Consider the following 12,159-nt stretch of genomic DNA (forward strand, 5'->3'; position numbering starts at 1 on the left):
TCTTGACGGCTATGAGCACAGGTATGACAGCAAAGACTGGCGTCGACACCTTTGGACGCATCGGCGTCGCCATGGTCACCCCGTTTGACCGTGACGGTGCGCTGGACGTTGCAGCAGGTCGCCGCCTAGCAGCTCATCTCGTCGACAATGGCGTTGATTCGCTCATCTTAGGTGGAACTACCGGCGAATCACCGACCACTTCAGTTGAAGAGAAGCTGGAGCTGCTCAAAGCCGTAAAGGAAGAAGTAGGAGACCGCGCAAAACTTTGCGCCGGTGCCGGAACGAATGACACCGCAGCCTCCATTAAGTTGGCTCAGGCCACCGCTGACGCGGGGGCAGACAGCTTGCTGGTGGTAACTCCGTACTACTCCAAGCCATCTCAAAAGGGCGTTTACGAGCACTTTGCCGCAGTCGCGCAAGCCACGGATCTGCCGATCTGTGTCTATGACATCCCTGGCCGCTCGGGCATCCCAGTGGCGCCGGATACCCTCCGCCGCCTTGCGGATTTGCCGACCATCCAAGCCGTAAAGGACGCTAAGGGCGACCTTCCTGCGGCCGCAGAACTCATCCAAGAAACCGGTTTGGCCTGGTATTCCGGTGATGATCCGATTAACCTGCCGTGGCTTTCCCTCGGCGCTTCTGGTTTCATCTCCGTCATCGGCCATGTTGCACCGCGTGCCTTGGTAGAACTTTATGAAGCTTTCGACGCGGGCGATATGGCCCGCGCCCGAGAAATCAATGTCACTACGCTCCTTCCGCTCACCCATGCGCAAGCTCGGTTGGGCGGAGCGACGTTTGCAAAGGAAGCCCTGCGCCTGCAGGGCATCGAAGTTGGCGATACCCGTCTTCCTGTCACCGCTGCGAGCGAGGAGGAACGCGAGGTACTTCGCCGTGATCTGGAACAATCTGGAGTCCTCTAAGAATGAATGAACCCCGTAACCGTTCCCGCAAGGTGACCCGCAAGGCGGGCCCACCGGCGGAAAACGAAACCGCCTCCAACGAGGCGGCTTCGCCAGTTTTCCAAGCCCCAGCAACTGATGCGGGCAATTCCGCACAGGATAATTCCGCGAAGGGCGACAAAGGCAATTCTGGCAAGAAGAATTCTTCCGACAACAACAATGATGGCGGCAGCAACAATCGTCGCTCCCGTTCCCGTGGCAGCCGCGGCCGTGGCCGTGGTGGCAACGGCAATGGCAATAACCACGGTGGAAACAATAACCACGGCGGCAAGAACGGCAACGGAAAGAACGGCAACGGCAATGGTAAGGGCCGCGGCCGCAACAACCGTGGCCGCCGCAACGTGCCCAAGTCTATGCAGGGTGCGGATCTGACCAAGCGCCTGCCGGAGCCACCGAAGCAGCCGAAGGATGCCCTGCGCATTTACGCTCTGGGTGGCATCTCGGAGATCGGCCGCAATATGACCGTCTTCGAGTACGGCGACGACCTCATCATCATTGACTGCGGTGTGCTCTTCCCATCCTCCGGTGAGCCAGGCGTGGACCTCATCCTGCCTGACTTTGGCCCGATTGAGAAGAAGATCCACAAGGTCAAAGCCCTCGTCGTTACCCACGCGCACGAGGACCACATTGGTGCAATCCCGTGGCTGCTCAAGCTGCGTCCGGATATCCCCATCGTTGCTTCCCGCTTCACCATTGCGCTTATTGCTGCAAAGTGTAAGGAGCACCGCCAGAAGCCGAAGTTCGTCGAGGTTAATGAAAAGTCCGACGTAACCTACGGTCCGTTCCGCGTACGCTTCTGGGCAGTCAACCACTCCGTACCGGATGCCTTGGGCATCATGCTGGGCACCCCAGCCGGCAATATCATCCACACCGGTGACATCAAGTTGGACCAGACCCCGCTGGATAACCGTCCAACGGACCTCCCAGCCCTGTCCCGCTATGGCGATGAGGGCGTTGACCTCATGCTGTGTGATTCCACCAATGCCACCGTCCCCGGTGTTTCGGCATCTGAGGGTGATATTCCTGCCAACTTCAAGCGGCTCGTCGCCGGCGCTAAGCAGCGCGTAATCTTGGCGTCCTTCGCCTCCAACGTTTACCGTGTCCAGGCCGCTATCGACGCCGCTGTGGCCAACGGCCGCAAGGTGGCTTTCAATGGCCGTTCGATGATGCGCAACATGGAAATCGCGGAGAAGATGGGCTTCTTGAAGGTTCCACGCGGCACCATCATTCCGATCGATGAGGCCGCCAAGATGGCTCCGCATAAGACCATGCTGATTACCACCGGTACGCAGGGTGAGCCCATGGCAGCACTGTCGCGTATGGCCCGCCGTGAGCACCGCCAGATTACCGTCCGCGATGGCGATACCATCATCTTCTCTTCCTCGCTCATTCCGGGTAACGAGGAGGCCGTCTACGGCGTTATCAACATGCTGTCTCAGATTGGTGCCAACGTCATTACCAACCAGGATGTAAAGGTGCACGCTTCCGGTCACGGTTACGCTGGCGAGCTCCTCTTCCTGTACAACGCAGCGCGCCCGCGCAACGCGATGCCGGTGCACGGCGAGTGGCGCCACCTGCGTGCCAATAAGGAACTGGCTATCTCCACCGGTGTGGACCGCGACCGTACGGTGCTGGCACAAAACGGCGTCGTCGTGGACCTGCGTAAGGGTCGCGCCGAGGTCGTAGGCCAGATGCAGGTGGGTAACCTGTACGTCGACGGCGTTTCCATGGGCGATGTGGATGCTGACACTTTGGCTGATCGCACCAACCTGGGTACCGGCGGCGTGGTTTCTATCACCTGCGTGATTGATAACCGCACCTCGCGCCTGCTGGAGCACCCAACGGTATCTACTACAGGCTTCTCCGATGATGACCGCGGCATTGTGCCGGAGGTTGCGGAGATGGTGGAAAACACCATGAACGATCTTGCCGCAGAGGGCGAGAACGATACCTACCGCATGGTGCAGAAGCTGCGCCGTAAGGTATCCAAGCTCATGGATTCCAAGTACAAGCGCGAGCCAGTCATTCTGCCGACTATCGTGCCGACGAATTCCGGTCCTTTGGTTACCGATGAAGAAGACGTTGACGCTTCTCGCGAGTCCCTGTAAATAGCACGGGTTCCTCGCGCTAAGCGAAAGCAAGCCCCAGCATGCCAGCTAGCTCGGTATGCTGGGGCTTATGTCGTTTTCTTCTGCTGAGCGTGCCAAGATGGTAGCGCTATTTCATAAGCTTGGTCCCGATGCCCCCACCTTGTGCGAGGGCTGGACAACCCGCGACCTAGCCGTACATTTATGGGTGCGAGAAAACCGCCCCGATGCGGCCGCCGGCATCTTCGTCAACGCACTTTCCGGCCGTCTGGAAAAGGAATCACGCAAGGTGGCCGAGCGCGACTTTGATGAGTTGGTTGATGACTGGGGGAGGGGACCTGCTTCCTATAACCCTGTTCGGTTTGTCGATGCACAGCAAAACTTTGTGGAGCACTTTGTTCATCACGAGGATATTCGCCGGGCTAATGGCATGGGCCCACGCGACTTTTCGGCGCGCATCAAGCAGCAGATGCATGGCTACCTAAAGCCTTTAGTTAAGGTGGCCCTGCGCAGATCTGAACGTCCGGTCATTGTGCAGCCGGAAGGATTGCCGCGAATCGTTGCCGCAGATACGCATGGCGTGGCGGAGAAGGGCGATGCCGTGGTCCGCGTTTCAGGAGAGGTAGGCGAGCTCATCCTCTGGGCCTTCGGGCGAGATTCTGCTGAAGTCAAGATTGAAGGTGACGCCGAATCCATCGTAAAGTCAACGCTCTAATCTTGATTTAATCCCAGTTTCTAAGCTGTGGGGTGCGTGGGAAGCGTTCGTCGTGAGATTGTGGGTCCAGGTGTTAGGGAAACGCGTGTGGCTAATGTGATTTGTGGGGTAACCCGGTTAGAGTAGAGGCATGTCTGTCAAAAATGCCTCTTCGCGCGGAACGCGCCGAAAGTCGAATCGTTCCCGGCCGTCGGGCCGCAGCCGGTCCGGTGCTGGCATGCCGGAAAACCTGGCTATGACGTCTTCGCATCGGCGCGCTGCGGCGACCTCGCAGGAGCGTACGGGTAGTGCGTTCCGGGCCGTCGGCAAGGGCTTGGGCGTTGCCTTTGGTGCCACGGCCCGCGGCATGGGAAATATGGCGCGGGGTGTAAGCCATGGCGTGGCCGGGCTCAAGCCCAGCGAAGACGTATATGACACCGAGGAGTACGAGACGACGAGGGAGCCGGAAGAAATTTCTGCACGCGGGGAGAAAAAGAAGAAGAGCAAGGTTACTCGGGCGCGCGATGTAGCCGCGGAAGAAGAGCTTTCTACGATGGAAGCAAGCGAGGAAGAATCACGCGGTATTCAGGTGAAAAATCCTGATGCGGTGGCACTCGTTCTAATCGGCATCGCCATCGTGCTTGCCGCTACCGTCTGGTTTGGCGTTGCCGGCCAGGTTGGCGCCTGGGTGGGCAATATCGTCCGCTATGTCATTGGTGCAGGCGCCTGGGTGCTGCCGGTGGCACTGGTGGCCTTGGCCATTTCCTTGATGATGGATATCTCCGGCCCAGCGGGGCACTTTAAGCCGCGCATTGTGGGCGGTATCAGCATCATCGTCCTTGCCATGCTCAGCTTGATCCACATCTTTGCTGGCACCCCTGAGCTTGGCTTTACCCCGGACAGCGCCGGTGGTGCTGGCGGTGTAATCGGCTACGCTATCGGCGGCCTTCTGGAGACGGCCTTTACCTCTTTCGTCGCAGTGCCGTTGCTTTTCCTCGTCATTATTTACGGCGCCTTGTTAGTCACCGGCATTACTATCCGCGAGGCCTATGAGCTGGTGGCTGATGCCATTGCTGCGGCCTTCTCCCGCTTCGGTGGTGCGGATGAAGACTATTACGACGAAGAGGGCGATGACCTCTACGGCCACGTGACTGGCGATATTGATGACATCGCGGAAGGGCGCGAGCGCAGCGAGCGCCCAGCACGACCTGTGGCCAAGCGTCGTTCCTCTGAGCGTGGTGGAAGCCTGCGCGCTTTCCGACGCCCCACTGAAGACCCCGCCCCGCGTGGTTCTTCTTACCCGGTGGATTCCCCTGCTGCAGCAGAGGAGGAACATGCCACCCGCGCCTTTAGTGCACCAACGCGTGGCGGCTTCCAGCCCGTGTCTAACGCGGCTGAAAAGCCTGTCTCCCGCGATATTGGGGATACCGATGAGATCCCGGTAGTGGAAGACGCCGCTTCGTCATCGCCAGCACAATCGGACTCTGGGGATCCGGAACCGACCCAAGTGCTGGGCACTACTCGTCAACGTTCCACTTCTCCTTCTACTCGATCGGCTACGGCAGCGGGTGCTAATGCTGGTAGCGCAATTGGCTCGGCCGCTGGTGCGGCTGCGGGCGCCGCGGGTGCTGCGGGAGCAGCAAGTGGCGCAGCAAAGACTGCTGCTGCGGGTGCTGCCGGTGCCGCTGGCGCTGCAGCGGCCGGTGTAGCTGCAGGCGCTGCTGGATCTGCGGTGGAAGGAGGCGCTGATGCGGTCTCGTCCGCGCACGAGAAGGCCCGCCAACTCTTCCGCGAGCGCTCCGGACGCGACGCTACGACCGGTGCACAGGTGGACTCCACCGAGCCTGCGGCCGAGGCCGCAGCGGAAACGGGTACTTCTGCTGCTCCTGCGCCGTCCGCACAGTTTGGCAACGAGAATTACGCGGTTCCCACTACGGACCTGCTGACCCCGGGCACTCCGGCCAAGGAGCGCACGGAGATTAATGACCGCATCATCGAGGCCATCACCGATGTCTTCGAAGAGTTCAAGGTCGATGCCCAGGTAACCGGCTTTAGCCGTGGGCCAACAGTGACCCGCTATGAAATCGAGCTGGGACCAGGCGTCAAGGTATCGAAAATTACGAACCTGCAGTCCAATCTGGCCTACGCCGTGGCCACGGACAATCTACGCTTGCTCACGCCTATCCCCGGCAAGTCGGCCGTCGGCATTGAGGTTCCGAACCCAGACCGCGAGATGGTGCACCTGCGCGAGGTGCTTGATGCGCCAAGCATGACCAGCTCACCGGATCCCATGCTCATCGGTTTGGGCAAGGATATCGAAGGCGAATACACCTCGTTCTCGGTGCAAAAGATGCCGCACTTGCTCGTCGCCGGTGCTACCGGTTCCGGTAAGTCCGCTTTCGTCAACTCCATGTTGGTCTCGCTGCTTACCCGAGCCACCCCTGAGCAGGTTCGCCTCATCTTGGTGGACCCGAAGATGGTGGAACTTACCCCGTACGAGGGCATTCCGCACTTGATCACGCCCATCATTACCCAGCCGAAGAAGGCCGCAGCAGCTTTGCAGTGGCTGGTGGAGGAGATGGAGCAGCGCTACATGGATATGAAGGCTGCTCGCGTGCGCAAGATTGAGGACTATAACCGCAAGGTTATCTCCGGCGAATACCAGGCACCGGCAGGATCCGAGCGGGAGGTACGCCCGTACCCGTACATCGTCTGTGTCGTCGACGAGCTGGCGGACCTGATGATGACCGCGCCAAAGGAGATTGAGGACTCCATCGTCCGCATCACCCAGAAGGCGCGTGCCGCCGGAATTCACCTGGTGCTGGCAACCCAGCGCCCGTCCGTTGACGTGGTGACCGGTCTGATTAAGACCAACGTGCCTTCACGCTTGGCCTTTGCGACGTCCTCACTGACGGACTCCCGCGTTATCTTGGATCAGGGCGGCGCGGAAAAGCTCATTGGTATGGGCGATGGCCTCTTCATTCCGCAGGGCAAGCGTCCTGTGCGTATGCAGGGCGCATTCGTCTCGGATGATGAAGTCATGGCGGTTGTCGATGCCGCCAAGTCGCAGGCCGCGCCGAACTACACCGAGGGTGTGACTGAAGAGAAGCAATCCGAGGCCAAGCAGGAAATCGATGAGGAAATTGGCAAGGACATGGACGACCTCCTCGAGGCCGTCGAGCTGGTGGTCACCGCCCAGTTGGGCTCGACCTCGATGTTGCAGCGAAAGCTGCGCATCGGTTTTGCCAAGGCCGGCCGCCTCATGGACCTGATGGAATCTCGTGGCGTCGTCGGACCGTCCGAGGGTTCCAAGGCCCGCGAGGTTCTGGTGAAGCCGGAAGAGCTCGATACCATCATCTGGATGATCAAGGGCGCCGACCCTGCCGAAGCCCCGAAGGAGATTCAGGAGGAGATGCAGCAGCAGGAGCAGGAGGAAGCTGCCGCTACTTCCGACGCCGCCCCTTCCGCAGGTTCCGATTCCTCCCCGCAGGGCGATGCCGGCGACACCCGTACCGTTCAGGCGACGTATAACCCTTCGGCAGGCGCCTTCTAAGATCGTGTAAGGTTGGACGGGTCTTGGAGGGGAGTACCCCATCCTTCGGCATCGATCGTCAGCACGGTAGCATTACGCTCCCGGTCGTGCCGGCCCGGCGGAATTTAGTTCGCCGGGCGGGGGAGACCTCCGGTCAATTTGTTGTATCTTCGACCGGAGGGATGTACCAATGCATGTGCCATTGTGGATTTGGGCGATTTCTATCGTCGTCATTCTTGGATTCTTTGTTTTTGATTTCTACTCCCACGTGCGCACCCCGCACGAGCCGACGCTGAAGGAGTCCGGGTTCTGGACCCTATTCTATGTCGGTATCGCTTTACTTTTTGGTGCCGGCGTGTGGGCCATATGGGACCATGAGCACGGCATCCAATACCTCACGGGTTACGTGACAGAGAAGGCGCTCTCCGTAGATAACCTCTTTGTTTTCGCGCTTATCATGGGCGCCTTCAAGATCCCGCGGAAGTACCAGCAAAAGGTCTTGCTCATCGGTATCGTTATTGCCTTGGCATGCCGCTTGGTGTTTATCCTTTTGGGTGCTGCGGTCATCGCGGCATGGTCCGATATCTTCTACCTGTTCGCGATATTCCTCATCTACACAGCGATCAAGCTCATCGTCGATGAGATTCGGGACGCCCCCGAAACCGATCCCAATGACATGGGCATCATCAAGCTGATCCGCAAGGTAGTCCACGTCACCCCGCGCTACCACGGCGATAAGCTCACGCACCGCGTAGAAGATTCTTCGGGCAAGCGTAAATTCGCGTTCACCCCGCTATTTATCGCGTTGGTGTCCATTGGTCTTATCGACGTGATGTTTGCCTTTGACTCCATCCCAGCCATCTACGGCATTACCTCAGAAGCGTTCTTGGTCTTTACCACCAATGCCTTCTCCCTCATGGGCTTGCGCCAGATGTACTTCCTGCTGGATGGCCTCCTGGATCGCTTGGTGTACCTGCCCTATGGTTTGGGCATCATCTTGGGTTTCATCGGTGTAAAGCTCATGTTCCATGCGCTGCATGAGAATAACTTGCCGTTTGTAAACGGCGGCGAGAACGTGGAGTCTATCCCAGAATTTTCCACCATTACCTCACTTATCGTGATCGTGGGCGTCCTGGTTATTACGGTTATCGCCTCGATTATCAAAAACAAGCGCGATGAGAACCAAGGCGGAGTGCCGGTATCGCACAATCACTTCGACTGGGACGAGGAAGGCAATAAGATCGTCCGGAACAAGAGGGGCGATTTCTTGGGCAAGGCCAAAGACCTGCCCAAGGAAGAGCTACCACACTAGAAGCGGGCGTTTACGGGATTCCATTCGCGGAAGCTGCGGCCAGTGATGCAGCCGGCTTGGTAGAAGGGGTCTTTGTCCATGAGAGCGATGGCGTCGGCGACCACGGCGTCGTCGGCAAGCCCCACGATGATGAGTGCGCCGCCCTTGGAATCCGTCAAGGGGCCGGTGGCAATGATGGTGCCCTCCTCAAAAAGTTGCGCGGTAAACTCGCGGTGTGCGGGGCGGGCCTTAGCAATCTCAGGATTATTGGGGTTGTAGTCGTAGCTAACAGCAAAATACTTCATGATTCGCATTTTAAAATGCAGGGGCATCCAAGCGCAGGTGCTTGGTGCTAACAGGTAGTATGTATAACGTGAATCAACCCGGAACACAGTCAGCGCAATCCTCGGATGTGAATCCACAGGTATCCAATTGGAACCTGCCAAATATTCTCACCAGCCTGCGCATTCTTTTCATTCCGGTTTTCGCATGGCTGGTGATTGCCTGCCATGACTGGTGGGCTTTTGGCCTATTCGCGGTCTTGATGCTCACAGATAAGCTCGACGGGGACATCGCACGTGCCCGTGGCCTTATCACCAATTTTGGTAAAATCGCTGATCCCATCGCGGATAAAGCGCTTATGACTACCGCATTGGTATGCCTCAACATCATTGGGGTACTGCCAGTGTGGATTACCGTGGTCATTCTCATCCGTGAGTTCGGTATCACCATCTGGCGTATGGTTTTGTTGCGCCGCGGCAAGGTCGTTCCTGCTTCGAAGGGCGGCAAGCTGAAGACTGTATTGCAATCCGTGGCAGTCGGGCTGTATCTGTGGCCCTTGCCGGAGTGGATGAACGTTCCTATTTTCCTAGTGATGCTCTTGGCCGCAGTGGTGACCGTGGTTACCGGCGTTCAGTACCTCATCGACGGCAAGAAGCAGAATAGCTAGGTAGTTCATGAGCTCCATGGCGGCCCGCCTCGTATCTGAACTCACCGAGCGCGGCGAAACTTTGTCCTTTTGCGAGTCACTTACTGCTGGGTTGGCCAGCGCCACGGTGGCTTCCGTCCCTGGAGCTTCGGCTGTGTTGCGCGGAGGGCTTGTAACATATGCCACCGAGGTGAAATCCCACTTTTTGCACCAACCGGTAGCCGATATCGAAGCAGCCGGTGTGGTTTCTGGTGAGACCGCCCTTGCAATGGCGCGCGCGGCGGTGGCAGAAACCGCCGCGGACTGGGGGATAGGCCTTACCGGGGTGGCGGGACCAGACCTACAGGAAGGCAAGCCGGCGGGCACCGTATATATCGGCATCTATTCTCCTGGCAGAGTGGCATTCTCCCAGTTGCTCTCCGGATTGGGCAAGGAGCGAAACGAAATCAGAGAGGCCACGGTCGCAGCCGCCTTGCGGCTCCTGGGCTCAACTTTGGAAGAAAATCCGGCACTGCGGGAACAATAACGAGACAAGGAGCGTTGACCATAGTGATGAACACTTCTACTGCAGTCCTCGAACACCCGGTAAACGGCGCTGCTGCACCAGCGGCGCCCGCCACTGCTCGTACCCCTGAGCCGCTTTTGCGTGAGGCTCTTGGGTTGACGCTGCGCGCCTTCCGCGCGGACAAAGGAGTGACCCTGCGCGAATTGGCCGGAGTGGCCCGCGTATCGCCGGGTTACCTTTCAGAGCTCGAACGCGGCCGCAAGGAAGTCTCGTCTGAGCTTCTTGCGTCTGTGTGCCACGCGCTGGATTGCTCAGTCTCGGACGTATTGATTGAAGCGGCCGGTTACATGGCCCTGCCCTCCATGGATGAGGAGCTAGCCCATACGGCACCTGCCGCATCAGAGCTTTAGCCCATAGCGGTCTATGTCAACAGCCGGCCTATTCTCTTGCGAGGAAGGTCGGCTGTGATGGTTAAGGGGGCGTCGGCAAGCGCCCGCGACCGCGGGGAGTGCAAGCGGTGGAAACAGCGCTTCGCTAGTATAAACAGCAGAACATTACGCACATTTTTAACCTAGAAAGGTTGAAGCACACCATGGCGAACCCATTTGTTAAGGGCTGGAAGTACCTGATGGCACTCTTCGATAATAAGATCGAGGAAAACGCCGATCCGAAGGTGCAGATCGAGCAGGCTATTGAGGATGCTCAGCGCCAGCACCAGGAGCTGTCTCAGCAGGCGGCCGCCGTGATTGGTAACCAGCGTCAGCTGGAAATGCAGCTTAACCGCCGTTTGGCAGAGGTAGAAAAGCTGCAAGGCAATGCTCGCCAGGCTCTGGAATTGGCTGATCAGGCTCGTGCCAAGGGCGATGAAAATAAGGCCGTGGAGTACGAGAACGCGGCCGAGGCCTTCGCCGCCCAGCTGGTTACGGCTGAGGAGTCCGTGGAGGATACCAAGAAGCTGCACGACCAAGCACTGCAGCAGGCAGAAAAGGCCAAGAATGCGGTTCAGCGTAATAACGCCGCGCTGCGCGAAAAGGTCAATGAGCGCTCCAAGCTGCTTTCCCAGCTGGAGCAGGCAAAGATGCAGGAAAAGGTTTCTGAGTCTTTGAACTCCATGAACGAGCTGACTGCCAATGGCAATACGCCGTCTCTGGATGCTGTGCGCGATAAGATTGAGCGCCGTTACTCCAAGGCGCTGGGCCAGGCTGAGCTTGCTGAGAACTCCGTGGAAAACCGCATGGCCGAGGTACAACAAGCCGGTATTCAGATGGCCGGCCACTCCCGCTTAGAGCAGATTCGCAATGAAATGAATTCCTCCAAGTCCGTGGAAGGCAATAAGGCTCAGGCCATTGAGGGCAATAAAGCGTCCGGCTCTGCTGCCGACAACGCTGCTCAGCCAGGCAATGCCAACAACGATGCTGTGCAGGCCCGGCTGCGTGAGCTGCGTGGGGAGTAAACCCCGACTGTCTTTTAAATAGTTATCGCCTCCCTCGGCCATCATGTGGTGGTGCAAGGGAGGCGATAACTTTTGCTGCTAGTCGCCGACGCCGCGGGCCTGTAACGCTTCACCCATCGCGCGCGCTCGCCGGATGGAGCGAATGATAACCGGGGTGCCAAATGCGAGCGGGGACATCCCGGCACCGCGCGCTTTGCGGGCATCTAGGACTTCATAGACGGTTTCAAACATCAGCGGGATGAGCCGAATAGTCAGTGACATAGCTAAGCTGATGTTTTCTACCGGTATTCCCAGTCGCTTTAGGGGCTGCAGCGATTCTTCCAGCGACTCCATGATTTCATCTACCGTGGAGGTCAGCGTGAGCAAGAAGGCAGCCATCATAGCGGCAAAGACATTGAGGAACATCACCGCCGCATAGTCGAAGTCCTTTGCCCACCATTGAAAGCCTGCCAAGGGGACTAGGAAAAAGAGGGGCGGCCAGATCTGACTCCAGGCAATGCCTAGTGGAATCCGGGCGCAAGCATAGAGAAAGACGACGAAAATGACACCGCCTGCTGCCCACGGAATGGACTTGAAAAAGATGCTGGTGACCAGGATAAAGACTAAGAGGAATGCGATCTTCCAGCTAGGTTTGATGCGATGAACAAAGCTGGTGCCATCAACATAGACGGAAAGTGGGAGATTCGTGCGTCGTTGCATGAGAATTCTCC

The 12,159-nt window shown here is 58.3% G+C and carries 11 protein-coding genes; 9 read left to right on the forward strand and 2 right to left on the reverse strand.

The window, feature by feature from the left end:
- The first annotated feature begins 11 nt into the window (after positions 1-11).
- From dapA to QP965_RS01035, 5 genes are all read left to right on the forward strand, one after another.
- Positions 12-920: a 4-hydroxy-tetrahydrodipicolinate synthase gene (dapA, locus tag QP965_RS01015; protein ID WP_284768118.1), complete on the forward strand. Its 909-nt coding sequence runs from the start codon at positions 12-14 to the stop codon at positions 918-920.
- Between the two features lie 2 nt (positions 921-922).
- Complete coding sequence (locus QP965_RS01020; protein WP_284843843.1) at positions 923-3,067, forward strand: ribonuclease J; 2,145 nt, start codon at positions 923-925, stop codon at positions 3,065-3,067.
- A gap of 58 nt (positions 3,068-3,125) precedes the next feature.
- Positions 3,126-3,761, forward strand: a complete 636-nt coding sequence (locus QP965_RS01025) for a TIGR03085 family metal-binding protein (RefSeq protein ID WP_284843844.1) — start codon at positions 3,126-3,128, stop codon at positions 3,759-3,761.
- 217 nt (positions 3,762-3,978) lie between these two features.
- Positions 3,979-7,293, forward strand: coding sequence for an FtsK/SpoIIIE family DNA translocase (locus tag QP965_RS01030; protein WP_502869230.1), 3,315 nt, complete (start codon positions 3,979-3,981; stop codon positions 7,291-7,293).
- A 169-nt stretch (positions 7,294-7,462) separates the two neighbouring features.
- Positions 7,463-8,584, forward strand: a complete 1,122-nt coding sequence (locus QP965_RS01035) for a TerC family protein (RefSeq protein ID WP_284843846.1) — start codon at positions 7,463-7,465, stop codon at positions 8,582-8,584.
- Here QP965_RS01035 and QP965_RS01040 read toward each other — a convergent pair.
- Positions 8,581-8,868 carry a YciI family protein gene (locus QP965_RS01040; protein WP_204608652.1) on the reverse strand — a complete coding sequence of 96 codons (288 nt, stop codon included), beginning with the start codon at positions 8,866-8,868 and terminating at the stop codon, positions 8,581-8,583. The genes QP965_RS01035 and QP965_RS01040 overlap by 4 nt on opposite strands.
- A 59-nt stretch (positions 8,869-8,927) precedes the next feature.
- Here QP965_RS01040 and pgsA point away from each other — a divergent pair, with 59 nt between their 5' ends.
- The 4 genes from pgsA to QP965_RS01060 all read left to right on the forward strand — a co-directional run bounded on the left by pgsA (position 8,928) and on the right by QP965_RS01060 (position 11,449).
- Complete coding sequence (gene pgsA / locus QP965_RS01045; protein ID WP_284843847.1) at positions 8,928-9,512, forward strand: CDP-diacylglycerol--glycerol-3-phosphate 3-phosphatidyltransferase; 585 nt, start codon at positions 8,928-8,930, stop codon at positions 9,510-9,512.
- A 7-nt stretch (positions 9,513-9,519) separates the two neighbouring features.
- Positions 9,520-10,017 (forward strand): CinA family protein, encoded by a 498-nt coding sequence (locus QP965_RS01050; RefSeq protein ID WP_284843848.1) that lies wholly within the window; start codon positions 9,520-9,522, stop codon positions 10,015-10,017.
- Between the two features lie 26 nt (positions 10,018-10,043).
- Positions 10,044-10,406, forward strand: a complete 363-nt coding sequence (locus QP965_RS01055; protein ID WP_284843849.1) for a helix-turn-helix domain-containing protein — start codon at positions 10,044-10,046, stop codon at positions 10,404-10,406.
- A 182-nt stretch (positions 10,407-10,588) separates the two neighbouring features.
- On the forward strand, positions 10,589-11,449 hold the full coding sequence (locus QP965_RS01060; protein WP_284843850.1) for a PspA/IM30 family protein: 861 nt from the start codon (positions 10,589-10,591) through the stop codon (positions 11,447-11,449).
- A gap of 78 nt (positions 11,450-11,527) precedes the next feature.
- Here the strand turns inward: QP965_RS01060 and QP965_RS01065 are convergent, their stop codons facing one another.
- Positions 11,528-12,148, reverse strand: a complete 621-nt coding sequence (locus tag QP965_RS01065; RefSeq protein ID WP_005325123.1) for an energy-coupling factor transporter transmembrane component T family protein — start codon at positions 12,146-12,148, stop codon at positions 11,528-11,530.
- Positions 12,149-12,159: the final 11 nt, after the last annotated feature.

Origin of the sequence: Corynebacterium sp. MSK074 (assembly GCF_030229735.1) — a bacterium.
Classification (GTDB): domain Bacteria; phylum Actinomycetota; class Actinomycetes; order Mycobacteriales; family Mycobacteriaceae; genus Corynebacterium.